General features: G+C 62.9%; 17 protein-coding genes. 5 read left to right on the top strand and 12 right to left on the bottom strand.

The annotated features are described in order from the left end of the window. Window positions 1-72: 72 nt before the first annotated feature. The 4 genes from YH3_RS19250 to YH3_RS19235 all read right to left on the bottom strand — a co-directional run bounded on the left by YH3_RS19250 (window position 73) and on the right by YH3_RS19235 (window position 3,960). Window positions 73-1,575 (bottom strand): DUF4173 domain-containing protein, encoded by a 1,503-nt coding sequence (locus tag YH3_RS19250; protein ID WP_064443876.1) that lies wholly within the window; start codon window positions 1,573-1,575, stop codon window positions 73-75. 107 nt (window positions 1,576-1,682) lie between these two features. After that, the gene (locus YH3_RS19245) at window positions 1,683-2,678 is read right to left on the bottom strand and encodes a HAMP domain-containing sensor histidine kinase (RefSeq protein ID WP_050654680.1); all 996 of its coding nucleotides are present in this window, start codon (window positions 2,676-2,678) and stop codon (window positions 1,683-1,685) included. Further along, window positions 2,675-3,361, bottom strand: coding sequence for a response regulator transcription factor (locus YH3_RS19240; RefSeq protein ID WP_003940586.1), 687 nt, complete (start codon window positions 3,359-3,361; stop codon window positions 2,675-2,677). Before YH3_RS19240 ends, YH3_RS19245 begins: the two co-directional genes overlap by 4 nt. Window positions 3,362-3,426: 65 nt before the next feature. After that, window positions 3,427-3,960, bottom strand: a complete 534-nt coding sequence (locus YH3_RS19235) for an NlpC/P60 family protein (RefSeq protein WP_020970417.1) — start codon at window positions 3,958-3,960, stop codon at window positions 3,427-3,429. Window positions 3,961-4,210: 250 nt separating this feature from the next. Between YH3_RS19235 and YH3_RS19230 the strand changes: the two genes are divergently transcribed. Further along, complete coding sequence (locus tag YH3_RS19230; RefSeq protein ID WP_064443875.1) at window positions 4,211-5,320, top strand: serine hydrolase; 1,110 nt, start codon at window positions 4,211-4,213, stop codon at window positions 5,318-5,320. 5 nt (window positions 5,321-5,325) lie between these two features. Here the strand turns inward: YH3_RS19230 and YH3_RS19225 are convergent, their stop codons facing one another. Further along, window positions 5,326-6,549, bottom strand: a complete 1,224-nt coding sequence (locus YH3_RS19225; RefSeq protein WP_082920610.1) for an erythromycin esterase family protein — start codon at window positions 6,547-6,549, stop codon at window positions 5,326-5,328. Between the two features lie 108 nt (window positions 6,550-6,657). Between YH3_RS19225 and YH3_RS19220 the strand changes: the two genes are divergently transcribed. Further along, the gene (locus YH3_RS19220; protein WP_064443874.1) at window positions 6,658-7,380 is read left to right on the top strand and encodes a MerR family transcriptional regulator; all 723 of its coding nucleotides are present in this window, start codon (window positions 6,658-6,660) and stop codon (window positions 7,378-7,380) included. 4 nt (window positions 7,381-7,384) lie between these two features. Here YH3_RS19220 and YH3_RS19215 read toward each other — a convergent pair whose 3' ends face one another. Beyond that, the gene (locus YH3_RS19215; RefSeq protein ID WP_003940096.1) at window positions 7,385-8,032 is read right to left on the bottom strand and encodes a TetR/AcrR family transcriptional regulator; all 648 of its coding nucleotides are present in this window, start codon (window positions 8,030-8,032) and stop codon (window positions 7,385-7,387) included. A 77-nt stretch (window positions 8,033-8,109) separates the two neighbouring features. Between YH3_RS19215 and YH3_RS19210 the strand changes: the two genes are divergently transcribed. Next, complete coding sequence (locus YH3_RS19210; protein WP_082920609.1) at window positions 8,110-9,651, top strand: MFS transporter; 1,542 nt, start codon at window positions 8,110-8,112, stop codon at window positions 9,649-9,651. Here YH3_RS19210 and YH3_RS19205 read toward each other — a convergent pair. Beyond that, window positions 9,551-11,833, bottom strand: a complete 2,283-nt coding sequence (locus YH3_RS19205) for an ATP-dependent DNA ligase (RefSeq protein WP_064443873.1) — start codon at window positions 11,831-11,833, stop codon at window positions 9,551-9,553. The two genes, YH3_RS19210 and YH3_RS19205, sit on opposite strands and share 101 nt — an antisense overlap. A gap of 115 nt (window positions 11,834-11,948) precedes the next feature. Here YH3_RS19205 and YH3_RS19200 point away from each other — a divergent pair, with 115 nt between their 5' ends. Further along, window positions 11,949-12,221 carry a WhiB family transcriptional regulator gene (locus tag YH3_RS19200; protein ID WP_037128762.1) on the top strand — a complete coding sequence of 91 codons (273 nt, stop codon included), beginning with the start codon at window positions 11,949-11,951 and terminating at the stop codon, window positions 12,219-12,221. 65 nt (window positions 12,222-12,286) lie between these two features. Next, window positions 12,287-13,192 (top strand): transporter substrate-binding domain-containing protein, encoded by a 906-nt coding sequence (locus YH3_RS19195; protein ID WP_030534940.1) that lies wholly within the window; start codon window positions 12,287-12,289, stop codon window positions 13,190-13,192. Between the two features lies 1 nt (window position 13,193). Here YH3_RS19195 and YH3_RS19190 read toward each other — a convergent pair whose 3' ends face one another. The 5 genes from YH3_RS19190 to YH3_RS19170 all read right to left on the bottom strand — a co-directional run bounded on the left by YH3_RS19190 (window position 13,194) and on the right by YH3_RS19170 (window position 19,384). Further along, a complete protein-coding gene (locus YH3_RS19190) occupies window positions 13,194-14,849 on the bottom strand; it encodes a substrate-binding domain-containing protein (RefSeq protein ID WP_064443872.1) in 1,656 nt (551 codons plus the stop codon). A gap of 119 nt (window positions 14,850-14,968) precedes the next feature. Continuing rightward, entirely contained in the window at window positions 14,969-15,400 is a 432-nt protein-coding gene (locus YH3_RS19185) for an SRPBCC family protein (RefSeq protein ID WP_003939735.1), read from the bottom strand. Window positions 15,401-15,473: 73 nt separating this feature from the next. After that, window positions 15,474-17,111 (bottom strand): cation acetate symporter, encoded by a 1,638-nt coding sequence (locus YH3_RS19180; RefSeq protein WP_007727752.1) that lies wholly within the window; start codon window positions 17,109-17,111, stop codon window positions 15,474-15,476. Beyond that, window positions 17,108-17,470, bottom strand: coding sequence for a DUF485 domain-containing protein (locus tag YH3_RS19175; RefSeq protein ID WP_003939976.1), 363 nt, complete (start codon window positions 17,468-17,470; stop codon window positions 17,108-17,110). The genes YH3_RS19180 and YH3_RS19175 overlap by 4 nt, the downstream gene beginning before the upstream one ends. A 162-nt stretch (window positions 17,471-17,632) precedes the next feature. Continuing rightward, on the bottom strand, window positions 17,633-19,384 hold the full coding sequence (locus YH3_RS19170; RefSeq protein WP_030534942.1) for a cation acetate symporter: 1,752 nt from the start codon (window positions 19,382-19,384) through the stop codon (window positions 17,633-17,635). Window positions 19,385-19,394 lie beyond the last annotated feature (10 nt).

The raw sequence follows: 19,394 nt of genomic DNA, 5'->3' as shown, positions 1-19,394 counted from the left end.
CGACCAGGCGACGCTCGCCGATTGTGCAGCCGCGCGCGATATCTGCCGTGCGGCTGCACAATCGCCCTGCGTCTATCCGACCGTGTACATCTGCAGGCACGGCCCCACCGGGCGAGCTTCCAGGATGTCGCGGGCCTTCTCACGCGCTGCGTTGAACTCCCAGGGCGCAGTGGTGCCCGGCACTCCGAATCGATATCTGCTCAAGGCACATGAACGCTGCGGTTCCGGTAGACGATCCAAGGCAGGTACCGCGTCGACGGAGAGCCCGCGTAAGTAGGAAACGTCGATGCTCTTGCCGCCCTCGAACCGCTCCACGTTCTTTTGCGCGATGTACGCATCGGGGTTGAACACCGCGAAGGCAAGCAGCGCGACGGCCGAAGTGGCGAGAACAGCTGTGGGCATCCACTTCCCGGACATCCGAATACCTGCGACGAGCAACAACACGAACACGAATCCCAGAAGCACCTCTGTCGCGAAGACGCTGACCCGGAGCACCGTGAAACCGTACTGATTCTCGTACAACCACATCCGGTGCACAGCGGACGCCACGATCACCAGGCTGAAGACACACAGTGCACCCAGCAGTCCGCGGGCAAGACGCCTCGATCCAGCGTCGCGGCGGTCGATGTACCGCACGGCGACGGCGATGACGAGCAGCGTCAGCACGGTAACCGCCATGAGCTGCCAGAAACCCTCACGCGCGTAGTCCGCATAGGTCAGTCCGTCGGTCACCTGTACGTGCTCGTCTCCCCCGAACAGCGTCTTCGTCTGTACTGCAACAAAACCGAGGAACAGCACGTTGAGTACTCCGAGCGGGACCGCCCACTCCCACATCGGCAACGGCGTCGCCTGCGCAGGTGCAAACGCGTCCACCGTCGGCGTTCTGCGGCGCAGGTACACCGCAACCAGCGTGCCGAACGCCATCACGACGCCGGCAAAGATCCGTGCCCCCGGGTTCGACACCGAGATGGCCGGAGCGAAGCCGCCGAAGATCTTCGCGAACTCCGGATCCGCACTCACGAACAAAGATCCGAAAATCAACAGGAGAAGAATCGATACTGCGCTCACGACGACAACTCGCGCCGCCGGCACCCGCGGAGCAGAGCGGGTAGCGAGCTTTCGACGACGAACGAAGTTGACCGTCCGGTGCGGTGCCCGCCAGGGAGCGAACGTTCCCAGAAGTATCCCGGTCCACGTCCGCCCGCCGATCAGAGTCCACGTGAACAGAACCCACGCAACCACGACGCAGAGGAACACCAACCACTCCGCACCGCGAACGGCGGCAACACCCAGCAGTGCGAGCATCCCGATGGCGGCGACCCACTGCGTCACGGTCATCCGCGGCGGCGTCAGAATCCCGAAGACGATCACCACACCGGCACCCACGATCACGTACGCGATACTCGCGAACCCTGGGTCGAGGATCAGGGCCGCAAGCACCCCTACTCCGGCCGCGCCGAGGAGCATCGAGCGGGTGGCCATCGAAGTGCGATCGGGACGCCAGAACCGGCTGGGACGCTTCGGTTTTACGGCCGGCATCGGCGGTTTCGGTGGAATTACTATCGGAGCGCTCATGTGATCTCCTATGTGTCTGGTTCAATTTTCAGGGTCGGAAGTACAGACGAATGCCGATGAAGACATGCGCCATCGCGAGATCTCTCGATCTCGTCAGGGACTTTGATTCAGTTCTGCGGCAGCACTACTCGAATGCAACAACCCGACGGGGCATCGACGACGGCAATCCTGCCGTCATGTAATTCGACCGCCCACTTCGCGATCGCGAGGCCGAGTCCGGTGCCCCCGTCGGTCGAGCCGCCGCGGATGAAGCGGTCGAACACTCGCTCACGGGCCTGTGGTTCGATGCCGGGGCCGTCGTCGTGGACGTCGAGCACCAACTCCCCCGCGCTGCCGGTACGTACTCGGATCACAACTTTGGTGTCGACGTTCCCGTGTTGAACCGCGTTGTCCACCAGGTTGGTCACCACCTGATGGAGGCGATCCGGATCGGCGACCACGGACAATTGTGGAGGCTTGACGTCTATCTCGATGTCGCCCGCACTCACACTCGACAGCTCGCGTAGGAACGGCTCGACCTCGAAACGGCGGCGTTTCAACGGCATAGCGCCACCCTCGAGTTTCGAGAGATCGAGAAGGTCGGCTACCAGCGCGCCCAGTCGTTCCGTCTGCCGCAGCGCCGATTTCATCATCGCCGGATCCGGTTCTTCGACACCGTCGACGACGTTCTCGAGCATGGCTTGCAAAGCGGTGATGGGCGTGCGCAGTTCGTGGGAAACGTTGCCGATCAACTCGCGGCGGTACCGGTCGTCGGCCCCGAGGTCCTCGGCCATCCGATTGAACGCATGGGCGAGTTCGCCTACTTCGTCTCTGGAAGTCGCTCGTACTCGCCGCGAATAGTCGCCGCGCGCCATCGCCTTCGCCGCGGCCGTCATCTCGCGAAGCGGTGACGTCATCCCGTGTGCGAGCACCTGCGTAACGCCGAGAGCGACAACCAACGCCGTCAGTAGAGCAAAACGAAACGGTTGTTGCGACGTCAGCCAGAAACCACCCGCGGCGAACACCAGTGCTGCGACAACCAGGAGGCCGACCTTCACCTTGAAGGACCGCATCGGGTCCAGCGGCCGCGGCCACCGTGCAAAGAGTCGGTCGACGCCGCTCATCGCGGCACGTCCCAGGCGTACCCGACGCCGTGAACGGTCCGGATCACGGAAGGTCCGAGCTTGCGTCGCAGTGCCTTGACGTGGCTGTCGACGGTCCGACTGCCCGCTCCCTCACCCCAGCCCCAGATCTCCTCGAGCAGCGACTCCCGCGGGATCGCGGCTCGCGGCCGCTCCGCCAGATAGGCGATGAGATCGAATTCGGTGCGAGTCAGGTGAACTTCTTGCGCATCACGGCGCACTCGACGTTCGGTCAGGTCGATCACGACGTCACCGAACTCGAGGAGGTCGGCCACCGGGCGAGCAGCGTGCTCCGCGCGATCCGCACGCCGAAGCAGAGCCTGCACCCGGGCGACGAGCACACGCATGCTGAACGGCTTGCTCAGATAGTCGTCGGCCCCGACGCCGAGACCGATCAGCATGTCCGTTTCATCGGCGCGAGCGGTCAGCATCAGCACAGGCACCGGGCGCACGGCCTGGATGCGGCGGCAGACTTCGAGTCCGTCGAATCCCGGCATCATCACGTCGAGTACCACCAGGTCTGCGTCCATCTGCTCGCAGCGGGCCACCGCGCTGGGACCGTCGAACGCCAGCTCGACGTCGTAGCCCTCGGCACGCAGCCTCGCCGCGATGGACTCGCAGATGCTGACCTCGTCGTCGACCACGAGCACTCTTCGCTGACTCATGGAACTGACTGTATTCGGCCCTCGTGGATGAACCTGGGAGGACTTGTGAAGGTTCTGTGCAGGTTCTAGAACCTGCGGATGTTGTTGATCGGCAGATCCGCCAGCGGCGTCAGTCCGGTCGGAACACCAACTCCGTAGGCGTTGAACACCATTCCGAACCCAGCGTAGATGCCGACGTGCGTCGCACCGGGGTAGAAGGTGATGACGTCGCCGGGGGCGAGGGCCCACCGGGGAACCGGCTGTCCGACGTTGGCCTGCTGTTGGCTGGTCCGTGGCAGATTCACGCCGGCCTGCCGAAACGCCCATTGCACCAGCCCGGAGCAGTCCCACGAGTTCGGCCCGACGCCGCCCCACTGGTAGGGCTTTCCGGTCTGAGTGCTCGCCGCTGCCAACGCGATCAGCCCTGCCGGACTCGGAATCGGAAGGGCGGCTGATCCGCTGCTGATGCTGCCCGTGCTTCCCAAGCTTCCGGAACTCCCGCTACTGCCACCGCTACCGAGGCTTCCCGGGTCGGCTGAGGCAGGGGCAGCGGAGAGCAACAGGACACTTCCGGTCAGCAAAGCCGCGACCGTTCCCGTTCGGAGTGTCGACTTCTTCATGCATCCGTCCTTCGTGGGAGTCGTTTCGGCGCGCGGCAGCGCACCTCGATAGCCGTGAACTGGTAAGACACGTGAAAACAAACACTTCGTTCGGATGTTAACGGCGTGGACGTGGTGTTCGGACAGGAATGATTGATCCGATTTGTCGGTTTTGAACAAACGGGCCTTACGTCCCGGGCGGGCAGAAGATCAGGGAATGATGGGGGATTTCCTGGATCCCGCGGCACGACTAGGTCCATAGATTCGACTCATGCGCCCATACCTGCTCGTCGCCGCGGTCATCATCGGAGCCACCACGGCACTCGTCGGTTGCTCGACGCTCCAGCACGCAGTGGAGATTCAATCGGATCTCGACGGACTCACCAGGTCGGGTGTCGTCGGGTCGATCGCAACACTCGACGACGGCACCACGACGGCTGTCATGACCAGCGGCGTGCCCAACCGGACCAACGGCGATTCGATCGGCAAGAATGATCGCGTCCGGATCGGAAGTGTGACAAAGACATTCACAGCTTCGCTCGTTCTGCAGTTGGTCGCCGAGGGCAAGGTCGACCTCGACGCACCGATCGAGCAGTATCTCCCGGGCCTACTGCACAGCAGTGACATGGACGGCAGTGGCATCGACGGTAGCGCGATCACCGTGCGGCAACTGCTGCAACATCGCAGCGGCCTTCCCGAGTTCGCCGGAGAACCCGGCGCCGACGAATGGATTGCAGCAAACGAGAACCGAACGCTGACGCCGTCCGCCGCGGTCGCCATCGCCCTCGGCAAACCGGCGCAATTCGTCCCCGGAACGTCGTTCGTCTACACCAACACCAACTACATCGTTCTCGGAATGCTCGTCGAATCCGTGAGCGGCCGCAGCTACGCCGATGAACTCCGGTCTCGGATACTCGATCCGCTGGACTTGGAAGACACGTACCTCCCGCCGGCCGGTGAGCTCGACATCAGGGGCGATCACCTGACGGGCTATCAGGATCTCGACGGTGGCCTGACCGACGTTTCCCGCACGGAACCGTCGATCCCCTGGTCTGCCGGAGCGATGGTCTCGACGGGCACAGACCTGAACACCTTCTGGCGTGCACTACTCGACGGGCAGGTGGTGCCGGCCGAGCAGCTTGCCGAGATGACCACCCCTCAGGTCGCCGCCACCGAAGCCGAGGGACTCGGGTACGGGATGGGCGTCGGCGCCACCGAACTTCCCTGCGGCGTCACCTATACCGGCCACAGTGGCGGGATCTACGGGTACTACACACTGTCCGGTGCGACGCCGGACCGCGCGTTCACTGTGACGCTGACGTCGACGCCGAAGGACCAGCCGGACACCGTCGCGATACTCTCGCACGCACTCTGCCCCTGACGCTGTTACCAGTATTGATGACGTTTTCCATCAGTGTCCGCGACGAAAATGACCGCGTCGGCGCCGTCCAACTCCGAAGGTTTCAGCGGCAGGTGGCCGGGCAGGATCGCCTCTCCCGCGGTGACGGACGGGTCAAGTGCTGCGCGAAGTGTGAAGGTCGGAAACAGGGCACGCCGACTGGTCGCATCGGCCAACGCTCCCTGCAGAGTGCCCGGATCACTGTCGGGGTTGGCGTCGGTTGCCACGAATACGTAGCGCTCCCCGAGGACAAGTCCGACAAGTGAGCCGGCGCTCCCCCAGCTGACCACGTAGCCGTTGACGGGCATGTCGGACGGCACTCGCAGGAGATGGGCATTGTGTGCGAAGAGCAGGATCGGCCCGCGTCGCTGCTCCTGGGCGACGACGGCCAGCAGGTTCTCGGCCATCATCTCGGCACGCAGACTGAGCAGTGTTCCAATGCGATCAGGAGCGGAACTCGCCATCGCGGAGTGATAGCGCAAGAGCCCCAGAGCGGTGCGTGAATGTGCAAGGGCCAGGTCGTACCCGGCCGGGTCGTCGGGTCGCAGCACTGGTGCGGCGCGCCGCAGGACGCTGCCGAGGTCGTCCGCAATGATGCGCAGAGCGCGAGCATGATCGGAGTTGCCGACGGACGCAGCCGGATCGAACATCGCCGCCGGGTTGGTCCAGTCGGCGTCCTGACCCAGTGAAAGGTCGGCGTCGTCGAGAGATTGTGGCCGCAACGCGGCGGGCAGGAAGTCACCTGCCGCAGACAGTGCGCGGCGCGGGCTCGGTGCACCGGAGTACTCCACCGGAGCGTCGAAGCCGTAGAAGCGAACTCGGTCAGCCGGAGCGCGGCCGTGGTTGTACTCGCGTAGCCATTCGACGAGTTCGCGGTTTCCCGGTACCGCACCGAATCCGTGGCTGAAGCCTGTGGCGAGCACCTTCTCGATGTCCGCCTCTCCCCCGTTCACGTAGTCGTTCACGAGCAAAGCCGCAAAGACATCTGTTTCGAGCACGATCGACCGATATCCTCGTTCGACCAGTTGGCCGAGAAGTTCGTTGCGCAGCAACGGAAAAGCCTTGATCCCATGAGTCGGCTCGCCGAGAGCGAGCAGAGCCGGCACCTCGGTTCGCGCTGCGAGCAGTTCGTCGACGGCACGACCAAGACTTGCCGCGTCTTCGAGTTGGCGGCCGAACTCACTCAGCGCTGGGGCAGTGGACATGATCATCCCTTTCGAAGGTGGACTGCCTTCGACAGTATCGTTGAAGATTCGGGTTAAACTTTTACTGGCAATTACCTGGGGTATAACGTGAAAAGCCTCAATCGGAGGTGATCAGTGCGGCCCATAGACCTTGCCCGTGAACACGGGTTGTCCGCACAGGCGATCCGCAACTACGACGATGCCGGCATCCTCCCTCCGACCGAGCGCAGCACTTACGGCTACCGGCGATACACCCCAGTGCACGCGCAAGCCCTGCGCACTTTCCTCGCATTGCGCGGCGGTCACGGGCACCAGCGGGCCACGGAAATCATGCGGGCAACCAACCAGGGCGACACCGAGTCCGCCTACCGCCTGATCGACAGTGCGCACGTGACGCTGCTCGCCGAGCGAAAAACTCGCACCGAGGTAGCCACAGCGCTGGGGACTCTGTCCACCATGGCACCGGCACTGGTGCACGGTCCAGCGCTGACGGTGGGTGAGCTGGCGCGCCGTCTCGGCGTTCACCCGGCGACACTGCGCACGTGGGAAGAGCATGGCATCCTGCGCCCCGAGCGCGAACAGGCAACGGGTTATCGCGAATACGGTTCGGAGTGTGTGCGCGACGCCGAGATCGCACGGCAGCTGCGGCGCGGTGGCTATCGGCTGTCGCAAGTCGCCCAGTTTCTCGATTCGCTGCGCGAGGCCGGCGGAGCAGACGCATTGTCAGCGTTCCTCGAATCCTGGCAGGACCGGCTGACCACACGCAGTCGCAACCTTCTCGCCGGCGCGGCTCAGCTCGATGCCTATCTCACGATGCTGGATCAGACCTCGCCTGGTTGCCGATCAGCGAACGGTTGAGGCGTCAGTTCACAAGCCGCGCAAGGCTCCTCACCATCTCACCGACGGTGTCGGTCGACGGCCACGGGAATTCCGGAAGATCGGCCCGCAACATCACCTGTCCGTGCAGCGAAGTCCAGATCGATACCGCATCGACAAAAGTGTCTGTGCTGGCCGACCTCCCAGCGGCGACGCACGCGTCGAGGTTGGTCACCAGCGTGTTGAAGGCGGCCAGTCCTCGCGTATCCGATTGTGGTGACTGACCTTTCGGCCTGGACCACCCGAACAAGACCCGATACCGAGCGGGCTCGGAAATGCCGAACTCGACGTATGCCGAGCACCCTGCATACAGACCCTCGACCGGGTCGGGGTGTGCGGAAACGGCGTCGGCCACGGCGAGATGCAACTGCTCCAGCGATTCGGAGACCACCGCTTCGACAATGGCATCGCGATCGGAAAAGTGTCCGTAGATAGATGGTGCGGATATCCCGACTTCGCGAGCGACTGATCGGAGCGTCACCGCCTGATCCGATCCGGTGCGGGCGATGAGCGTCGCCGCTGCGGCGACGATCTCTCCGCGGAGCCGTGCGCCGCTTCCTCTCGGATTTCGGGCGCGAGTACTCCGAGAACCACTCGTCCCAGTTTCATCGGCATCTTCGGAAACATCACTCACCCGACAAACTTTACACATGTAAGGCGAGGGGGTACGTTCTCATCACTAAACATTCGTAAGGTTACATTCGTAAGGACATGATGAATTCCCTCGAACCCACTGACCGGCGACGATGGGCAGCACTGGGCGCCCTCTGCACATCCCTCGTCGTAGTCACGATCGACAACACCATCCTCAACACCGCTATCCCGACCCTTGCCCGCGAACTGCGGGCGACCACCGTCGACCTGCAATGGATCACCAACGCATACACATTGGCGTTCGCCGCCTTGCTCATCACGGCAGGTGGACTCGGCGCGAGATTCGGTCACCGTCGGATACTTCTGACCGGCCTCACCTTGTTCGCCCTCGGGTCAGCCTTCGCTGCCCTCTCTCACGCGTCAATGCAGCTGATCGGATGGAGAACAGCGATGGGGGCAGCCGCCGCACTGGTCATGCCGGCGACGCTGTCACTTGTCGTCTCGATGTTCGCCCCGCACGAGAGAGGCCGGGCGATAGGAATCTGGTCTGCAACCGCCGGACTGGGAATCGCGATCGGCCCCGTGGCCGGTGGCGTACTTCTCGAACATTTCAGTTGGGGAAGCGTCTTCTGGATAAACGTCCCACTGGTCGCCGGTGTGATCGCCGCGACGGTTTTTCTTGTGCCCCCGGCAAGAGGGATCACGAAGGGTTCGTTCGACATCCCCGGACTCCTGCTGTCCGCCGGCGGACTGGCTTTGATCGTGGATGCCCTCACCCAGGCAAGCCTTCGCGGATGGTCGTCGCCCGTCACGGTGCTGGAGATCGTCAGCGCAACAGCACTTCTCGCCGGATTCGTCTGGTGGGAGCTGCGGGCCTCGGCGCCGATGACCGACGTGCGCATCTTCACCAGTCGAGTGTTCAGCATCTCCAATGCCATCTTGGCCGTAACGTTCTTCGCCCTTTTCGGAGTTCTCTTCACGTACACGCAATACCTCCAATTGGTTCGTGGTTACGGTCCATTGGTCGCCGGCGTCGGTGCAGTTCCGTTTGCGATAGTGATGGCGACTGTCGCCTCCAGCAGCGATCGTATGGTCGGCCGATTCGGCGTGCGCAGTTCGATCGCGACCGGTCTCGCAGTCATGTCCGCGGGACTGTTGGTCCTGTCGATCGCAGCAGATAGGTACGCACCGTTCGGAATCCTGGCTGCGATCATGGCACTGGTCGGCGCGGGGATGGGGTTGGTCATGGCTCCGGCCACAACCACGTCGATGTCTTCGGTTGCGCCCCAGCAGGCTTCGATGGCCAGTTCGATCAACAGCGTCGCGCGAGAGTTGGGTGGAGTTCTGGGCGTCGCCGTCATCGGGACGGTCGTAGCCACCGTTTTCCGGTCCCGCTTCGAACCCGGAGTCGGCACTTCCACAGCCGATCCGGCGCAGATCCATGCCGGCGCTCCCCCCGCGAGTGCCTTGACCGACGCAGCGAACCAGGCTTACACCTCGGCGATGAGTACCGGAATCCAAATCTGTGCCGCAGTCGCGTTCGTCGGTGCGTTGGCCGTCATTGCACTGTTTCCCGCACCACGTCGCCCGGTTTCTTGTCCTCCCGCAGACCTCGCCAACTCGGATGACGCAGACGCTCGGTCTTCGTCCAATCCATGAACCGCACCTCACCGACGAGTTCCGGCCTCACCCACACCGCACCCTTGCGGTCATCTGCTGGAAGTTCCTCCCCGAACGGACTTTCCTTCTGACGCAGCGGTTCCAGTGTCGCAAGTAAAGACTCCAAGTCGCGATCACTGAAGCCGGTACCGACGCGCCCAACGTAGGTCAATCCATCCTCACCCGGAATTCCCATGAGCAGCGCCCCGATCCCCTGTGCTCGATTGCCCTGCCCGGTGCGCCACCCTCCGATCACCACCTCTTGAGTGCGCCAGTTCTTCACCTTGATCCAACTCGACCCACGCCGCCCCGGAAGGTAGACCGATGCACGACGTTTGGCGACAATCCCTTCCCATCCGGCATCGGTACTCACCTCCAACGCGTTCTCCGCCGTGCCCTCGATCTGTGGAGGTACCTCGAGCTCACCGACCTTGCCCGCCAACGCATTCAACACGGTGCGCCGGTCCGAGTAGGATTTCCGCAGCAAAGACACTCCGTCGAGGTACAGAAGATCGAAGGCCAGGAACACCGGCTCCCCACCTCGCTGGAGAAGACCGAAATCGGTGACCCCCGCGTCGTTGTACGCCACCACTTCACCGTCGAGAACCACGTCATGACCGTCCAGCACCTCGGCCAACCCGGCAAGGGAGGGATAGTCCCCGGTCTTGTCGTTACCCGCGCGACTGCGAAGTGACATTGTGCCCGAATGATATTCGAGAATCACTCGGATCCCGTCCCACTTTCCTTCGAAAGCCCACTCCTGCGAGTCGAGACCTTCGAGCGTTCGAGCGGTGGCAAGCATCGGCTCGAGATTCTTGGGAAACTCCGTTCCGAAACTCGCGTTCTGATCCTTCATCAGATGCATCAACCACTGGTCACCCTTCGTCCGGATCAGCGCGAAGCGTCCCTGCACCCGTTTCCCACTGAGGCGCACGATCACCTCGTCTTCACGCCACTTCTCGGTCTCGTACGTCCCGGAATCCCAGATCGTCATCGAACCGCCGCCGTACTCCCCCTTCGGGATCGTGCCCGAGAACGTGGCGTACTCGAGCGGGTGATCCTCGGTGTGCACGGCCAACCGATTCTCTCCGGCACTGGTCGGCACGCCCTTCGGAACAGCCCAGGACACGAGCACACCATCCCGCTCCAGGCGAACGTCGTAATGCAATCGTCTGGCGTGATGTTCCTGAATCACAAAGGTATTGCCCGCTGTCTCCTTGGTCACCGCAGCAGGGATCGGCTCCGGCGTCCGGTCGGCCGACCGCTTGTTGCGATAGTGCGTCAACGTGTCGGCTACAGCCGCCGAGACCGGCGGATCCAGATCGCCCAGCAGATCACCATCGGATTCGACGCGCTCCAGAACCTCGTCGAACAACAGATGTCGTAGTTTCGGATCGTCGAGTTCGTCCCAACTGCGCGGCGCGGCAACATAGGGTTGATCGCGACCGCGCATCGAGTACGGCGCAATGGTTGTCTTGGCTGCGTTGTTCTGACTCCAGTCCACGAAAATCTTGCCTGCCCGCACATTTCGAGCCATCGTCGCGGTGACGAGATCCGGGTGAAGCTTCTCGAGTCCGGTGGCGATCTGCTTGGCGACAGTCGACGCACCGCTGCCGTCCAAGGCTCGATCCAGTGGAACGTAGAGGTGAATTCCCTTGCTACCACTGGTTACCGGATAGGCAGTCCACCCCAGAGTTGCGACCAGATCTCGAATCGACCTCGCCACCTCGGCGCACTCGGTCAATCCGACGCCTTCGCCCGGGTCGAGATCGAATACCAGTCGTGTCGCCGGACCACGCTCGGAACCGTCGAATCGCCATTGGGGAACGTGCAATTCGAGTGCGGCCTGCTGCCCCAGCCACGCCAGGGATGCAACGGAATCGAAGACCGGGTAAGTGACGACACGATCAGAATGTTGCAGCGACGCACGCGTGAGCCACTGCGGGGCAGACGACGCAAGGTTCTTCTCGAAGAAGGACTGACCGTCCACGCCATTGGGCCAACGCTTACGAGTGCCCGGTCTACCGACGACATGCGGAAGCATGACTGCGGCGATACGGGTGTAGTAGTCGATGACTTCGGCCTTCGTGGTGCCGCTCTCGGGGTAGAGGATCTTGCCCAGATTGGTCACGGACACCGTTGTGCCGTCGAGCGTGATCTGACCCCGATCCGTCGTTGCCATTTCCTCATTGTGCTGGATAGTGCTGCATCTGGCAGTAGAAATCTGGTGGATCGGAAACCTGCCGCTGCGCCAGGCCACGGGCAAGACTGGATTCTCGATGGGAGAGGAGACCACGATGACAGTTCGCAGTTCCGTGGAGCCGTTGGTCGACAACAACTGGCGGATGTTCGCCACCTGTAAGACGGTGGACCCCGCCGTGTTCTATTCGCCGGGTGAAGAACGCGGACGCAATCGGGCTGCACGGGAAAATTCCGCAAAGCAGGTGTGCTTCCGCTGCCCGGTCATTCGGGACTGCCTGACGTTTGCACTCGACACCGCTGAACCACACGGAGTATGGGGTGGGACGACACCGTCGGAGCGCCTCGCACTACGACGCTCAGCTGCGTGAACTCCGCTCACACGAGACCCCCGTCACGTCCGTACCGGACAAACAGGCAAGATGACCTTGTGCCTATGACACGACGCGCTGTTGCTGTGACCGCGATCTTCGCTTGCTCGATCTTGTTGGGCTCGTGTTCGTCGCAGCCGGAGGCACCTGCGGCAGCGGACACCACGACCACGGTTCCCGAGGCATTCACCAAACTGCCCTCGACCACCGCCGTGGACAAGTGCGGACCCCAGAGCGGGACCACCCTCGAAGACGGTGTCTTGACCATCGCCACCGATTCGCCGGCGTACGCGCCGTGGTTCGTCGACAACACTCCGTCCAACGGCAAGGGCTTCGAGGGAGCGGTGGCCCGGGCCGTCGTCGACAAGCTCGGGTACAACGCCGATCAGGTTCGCTTCACCACGGTCGCCTTCAACGACGCACTGAAACCAGGCCCCAAGGATTTCGACTTCGACGTCAATCAGTTCACGGTTTCCGGGGATCGCCGCGAGAACGTCGACTTCAGCTCGCCGTATTACGCAGTGGCGCAGTCGGTGATCGCCTCGCGCGGGAGCAAAGCCGCTGAGGCAAAGAATCTTGCGGATCTGGCCGGCTACCGTTTGGGCGCTCAGACCGGTTCCACCAGCCTCGCGGCGATCACCGACACGATTGTTCCGACCACTGCGCCACGCGAGTTCGCGACCACGGACGACGCGAAAGCTGCGCTGGCCGCGGGCGAGATCGACGCATTGGTCGTCGACATCCCGACCGGATTTCACATCACCGAGAACGAACTGCCCGGGTCGGTCATCGTGGGTCAGTTTCCGCGGCCCAACGCGGTCACCGAATTCTTCGGGTTCGTGCTCGAGAAGAACAGTCCTCTGACGGCGTGCGTCTCTGCCGCCGTGGATGCGCTCTACGCCGACGGCACCCTCGAGAGACTCGCAACCGAATGGATCACGGACAGCGCCGACGCGCCAGTCCTCGAGTAGTTCAGCCGGCGCGCCCACTGATCGCGCCGACGAAGACCTTCGGGATGTCTGCCGGTGTCGGAGCGAAGTGGCTGTTGCCGCCGGTGAGAGCCGAAATCTGCTCGAGCACATCGGTATCGGCGTCATCGGTGACACCGATGGTGATGATCGGTACCGGCCGCGTCGGGTCCTGCTCGCGAGTCAGGGTGTCGAGAAGTTCCTGCAGCGAGATACTCGACGGATCATCGTTCGCACCGTCGGTCAGTAGAATCACCGAATTGATCGAGGCCGGATCGTAAGTCTGTTGCATGGACCGATACGCGGCGAGAACGCTGTCGTACAAACCTGTTCCGCCGCCGACGATCGAAGAGAGGCTGTCGATCCGAGACAGCAGTTTGCTCCGATGATCCGTGTCGCCTTCAGTTGCATCCATACGGGCGACAGGTGCGAGTTCGCGGTAGTCCGTGCCCTCGCCGAGGTCTACGGAGAATGCCCAGAGACCCAATTGTGCGTTGGCGGGAAACATTCGGATCGCAATGTCACCAGCCTGTGCAGTCGCGGCCATTCGAGTGACCCCGTCCTGCATGTAGTCCATGGACCCCGAGACGTCGACAACTGCCAGTGCACGGGAAGGCCTGGACAGAATCTCGTACCGCGCAAGCGCTTTGGTGACCACAGTCGGATCGGACGGCACCAGCGAGCCAACTTTTCCCACTCCACCGGCGACCGGCGGGGCCTGATCCGCGCCGCGGAACCCGAGGCCGGCAAGTACGGAGCGCCCGGTGTCCGATGTCAGCGCTGCCGCCAGCAGTTTGCCGGCGTCGTCCGCCGCCGACGAGTCTGCACCCACACTTGCCATCGGGTAGTCCATGAAGACCGAACCGGACGACGGTACCGACGCGGTGAGTCGACTGTCCGCATGTGCGGCGAGATAAGCCTCGAAGGTCTGCTCGGTCGTCACCGCGGTCCCGCCGGACGCGTCCACGGTTTGGATGCGTCCGGTCGAACCGGTTTCCTTCAGATTTCCGTACTGCGCTTGCGCCACCGGGACCAGGGCTGCCGAAATGGACGTGAGGTCCCCGCCCCGCGACTGGGCCTCGGCAAAGGCTGCCACGATCGGTGCGCTGGAGACGGCACTGGTGAGGGGATCGCCGATGTGCAGTGCTGGAGCGCCGAGGACATCCGTCCAAGCGGTGGGTGCCTCGCTACCCGGCGCCGAGACAGTGACAACAGGGGTGGACGCGACCGAGTTGCTGATCCGGCGAATCTCCTGCCCGCTAGCCGAAACCTTGTCCAACCATTCGCTCGAATCAGGGATCCATAATGCGGGCGCCGAACCGTCGGCGATCGCCGCGACGGTGAGCACGGGATCTTGCGGCGTCACACTGAGCGAGCTGCACCCGAGTTCCGTAGCGGGGATGGCAGCGGCGACAGCTTCGAGTCCCGAGGCGATCGACGGATCGGCGGCCACGGTCACGGTTTCCGGGTTCTCACAGCTGGTTGCCGTCGCAGCTGTGACAGCACTCGCACCGAGTTCTCCCTTGTCGCTGACGCTTTTGAACGTCACGGCGAATGCTGCGGTTCCACCGACTGCGACTACTGCCAAGAGTCCGATCAGAACCTGCACGGATCGAGGCATGGACGCAGGTGGTGCGCCGTACCCATGACGAGACGACATTGATCGAATCCTTTCCGGCGGGACCCGCATCAATAACCAACCGATGCCCGGTTTATCCCGCCGAAAAGAATCCTAACTCACGTTAGCGGTGAAGTAGCTCGATGTGGAAATCTCCACAACTAGGTGTAGATCTGGACAAACTGGGCCAGCGACTTCTCCACATCGCCTTTGAGCGCCCGCGCCACACTCGAACCGATCGGGCCGAACAACGGCGCGCCGCCCAACTCGACTGTCAGCGCGAGTTCCGACCCGTCGCCCTTTGCCTTCACGTCGAGTTCGAGACCGAGCTTGACCCCGCCCTTGCCGTCTCCCTTGAGCGAGATCGCCTTCGGAACGTCGTACTTCTTGATGGTCCACCGAACGCGGTTGCGCAGGCCCTTCACGGTCACGACCGAGCTGATCTCGGTGCCGACACCCAGTTGTTCGGGAAGTTCACTGCGCCATCCGTCGTGAACCACGAGCCAGTTTTCGTATCCACTGAGATCGGACGCCTTGTCCCACACTTCCTGAGGAGGAAGCGGAACGTCGATTTTCACTGTGAGCTTTGCCATGGCAGAACAATAAGCCCCGTGCGCCTTTTCCGTAACCAGAGGTACCAGAAAGACGCACGGGGCTTTGCCCCTCTTAGTGGCTGACAGCCTTTTCGACGCCGACGCCGGTGAGGGAGCGAACTTCCATCTCCGCCTGCTTTGCCGGATCTTCGATCTTGTTACGTCCGATGTACGTACCGACGATGCCGAGGACGAATGCCAGCGGAATCGAGACGATGCCGGGGTTCGAGAGCGGGAACCAGGCGAAGTCGGAGTTCGGGAACATCGACGACGGCTTACCCGACACCGCCGGGGAGAACACGATCAGCGTCAAGCAGCTGATCAAACCGCCGTAGATGCTGAAGAGCGCACCGGTGGTGTTGAACTTCTTCCAGAACAACGAGTAGAGCAGGGTGGGCAGGTTCGCCGAGGCCGCCACCGCGAAGGCGAGAGCCACCAGGAAGGCGATGTTCTGCCCCATCGCCATGATGCCGAGAACGATGGAGACGAGTCCGATGACCACGACGGTGATTCGAGAAACTCGAACCTGCTGCTCCTCGGTTGCGTTGCCGCGCTTGATGACACTGGCGTAGATGTCGTGAGCGAACGACGCCGAAGCAGTGATCGCGAGACCGGCAACGACGGCGAGGATGGTCGCGAACGCCACCGCGGAGATGATGCCGAGGAAGATGGTGCCACCGAGCTCGAAGGCGAGAAGCGGAGCGGCCGCGTTCTCCTTACCAGGCGCTGCCAAGATCTTGTCCGGTCCGACCATGCTGGCCGCGCCGTAGCCGAGAACCAGTGTGAACAGGTAGAAGGCACCGATCAGCGCGATCGCCCAGGTCACCGAGCGGCGAGCTTCCTTGGCAGTGGGCACCGTGTAGAAGCGCATCAGCACGTGCGGCAGGCCCGCCGTGCCGAGCACCAAAGCGATTCCGAGAGAGATGAAGTCGAGCTTCGTCATTCCGGAAAGACCGTACTTGGCACCGGGGCCGAGGATGTCGCGTCCCTGCACACCCTTGGTGGTGGAACTGTTGACCATGTCCTGCGCATTGGCGAGCAACTGAGAGAAGTTGCCGCGCACTGCCCACAGAACGAGTACGAACATGATTCCGGCTCCGGCAACCAGCAGAACTGCCTTGACCATCTGTACGTAGGTGGTGCCCTTCATGCCGCCGACCAAGACGTACACGATCATCAGCACACCCACGATCGCGACGACGATCGACTGTCCCACCTTGCCGTCGATGTTGAGCAACAGGGCGACAAGTCCACCGGCGCCGGCCATCTGGGCAAGAAGGTAGAAGAGGGAAACCGCCAGAGTGGACAGGGCCGCCGCCATGCGCACCGGACGCTGCTTGAGCCGGAAGCTCAGGACGTCGGCCATCGTGAATCTGCCCGTGTTCCTGAGCAATTCGGCGACCAGGAGCAGTGCAACCAACCAGGCGACAAGGAATCCGATGGAGTACAGGAATCCGTCGTAGCCGTACACGGCGATCGCACCTGCGATACCGAGGAACGATGCCGCCGAGAGGTAGTCACCGGCGATGGCGAACCCGTTCTGCGGGCCGGTGAACTGCCCACCGCCGGTGTAGAAGTCGGACGCCTTCTTGGTGGTCCGGCTGGCGCGGATCACCAGCGTCATGGTCACGACGACGAAAGCGAGGAAGATCGCGATGTTGAAGGCTGGGTTTCCTACGTCCGTTCCGGACGCGGCGAGTGTGGTGATCACTGTGCGGGACCTTCCAGTTCTTCACGGATGGCGGCGGAGCGGGGATCGAGCTCACGACCGGCGAACTTCACGTACCACGCGGTGATGGCGAAGGTCGTGACGAATTGCCCGAGGCCGAGGATGATGCCGAGATTGATGTTGCCGAGGACCTTGGTGGCCATGAAGTCGTGGGCATAGGTAGCCAGGACGACGTACACCGCATACCAGAGCAGGAAGAATGCAGTGATGGGGAAAACGAACTTGCGCAGACGCGTTCGGAGTTCCTGGAATTCGGGACTCGCTTGCATGTCTATGAATGCCTGGGCATCCGGGGTGCGTCGCTCTTGCGGCGACCCCTCACTGATTTCTGCTGTGGACACTGCCGGCTCCTCGCCTCGCGTGTGAAGTGAACTACGCACAGACGTTAGTGAGATCGGAGTCACATGAAGACGCTGTGGCGTCAGTCACACGGTGAGCAGTCGCGCGCTGCGCCGAACGGTCAGGCAGGCGCGACCAACGGCAGAGGGTTCGGGCGGTGAAAGTCAGGGTTGGCGGAGATCGTCTTCGCGATCGGAGCCCATTCCGAGCCGTTCCGGGGCGTGCATCCGCGTGAAGATTCGCGCAATATCTGCCGGTATCTGCTTCGACGACACCTTGCTCACGACGATCATCGTGAGGAACGCCAGCGGCACGCTCACCGCGGCCGGGAACGCGAAAATGGCTGCCGGCCAGCCACCGAGGACGTCCTCCGACAAACCACCCAGGACGGCGACAGTAGCGGCAGTGCCCGCAACACATCCACCGACAACCATCCCCGCCCCCGCGCCGACGGCAGTCAGACCGCGCCACCAGATACCCAATACGAGCAGTGGGCAGAGCGTCGACGCAGCGACTGCGAACACCAAACCGACGGTTCTCGAGAGGTCGACCGACACCACCGCCAGCGACAGCACGAGAGGAACGACCCCGGCCAGTAGCGCTGCAATACGGAAGTCTCGAACTCGACCACGGAGAACATCGGTACTGACGACGCCGGCGATGCTGACGAGCAATCCGGACGACGTCGACAGGAAAGCGGCGATGGCACCGGACGCCACGAGGGCTGCCAGCAGTTGTCCGCCCCACCCCGAGAACACCGAGCCCGGCAACAGCAGCACCGCCGCGTCAGAGGTGCCGGTGATCAGAAGTTGCGGGACGTACAGTCGAGCGAAAACACCGAGGAGTGTCGGAAACAGGTAGAACACGCTGACCAGACCGACAACGGCGAGCGACGTCAGACGGGCTGCCCGGCCGTCGGGGTTGGTGTAGAACCGGACGAGAACATGAGGAAGGCCGAGCGTTCCGAGGAAGGTCGCGAGCATCAGCGAGTACACCTGGTACATCGGGTGCGGCCCACCGAAACCCCAACCCGGGGTGATCCAGTCAGAGTTCTGCGCGGGCGCTCCGGCGACGACAGGGACAGCGGCTCCCGCGTCGAGGACCATGGACATGCCTTCACCGAGAGTGTGCTCCCCCGGCCCCAGGGTCATCGTGCCTTCGACCGCTCGCCCGTCGACTGTGCCGCCGCTGACCGTCACCGGCTCGGACACCTGGACGACGACGTCGGTGGTGATGTCGACGGTCGTCGCAGTGGTGACCGTCGGCGGCATCGACGCGCCGACGTCGTGGTGATCGCCGAAGAAGTAGAAGGTCAGTGCCACAGCGGGAATCGCGACGGCAGTCAGTTTCAGCCAGTACTGGAAGGCCTGAACGAAGGTGATCGAGCGCATCCCGCCGCCGACGACGTTGGCGATGACGATGACCCCGACAGCAACGCCGCCGATCCAGCTGGGAACCCCGAGCAGAATGTTGAGCGTCAGTCCCGCGCCTTGGAACTGTGGAATCAAATACAGGATGCACACCATCGCGACGACGAGCATTGCGAGCTTGCGCAATCGCGGTGAGCCGAGACGGAATTCGGCGAAATCGGGGACGGTATATGCACCGGAACGCCGAAGCGGTGCTGCGACGAACAGCAGCAGGGCGAGGTATCCGGCGGTGAATCCGATGGGATACCAGAGGGCGTCGGCGCCGTACTTGGCGACCAGCCCCGCAACACCGAGAAACGAAGCAGCAGAGAGGTACTCGCCGGAGATGGCCGTCGCATTCCACCGCGCGCTGACGGTTCTGGACGCGACGAGAAAGTCCGAGGTGGTACGAGCGAGCCGAACGCCGTAGATTCCGATAGCCACGGTTGCCACGGCCGCCGCAACGATGCCGAGCACCGTCAGCACCGGGATAGGTTGTCCTCCCACAGCGCCGCGC

The sequence above is a fragment of the Rhodococcus sp. YH3-3 genome (assembly GCF_001653035.1).
GTDB classification, from domain to species: Bacteria; Actinomycetota; Actinomycetes; order Mycobacteriales; family Mycobacteriaceae; genus Rhodococcus_F; species Rhodococcus_F qingshengii.
Note: the sequence above shows the minus strand (reverse complement) of the source record. Positions and strands in the feature narration are given on the sequence as shown.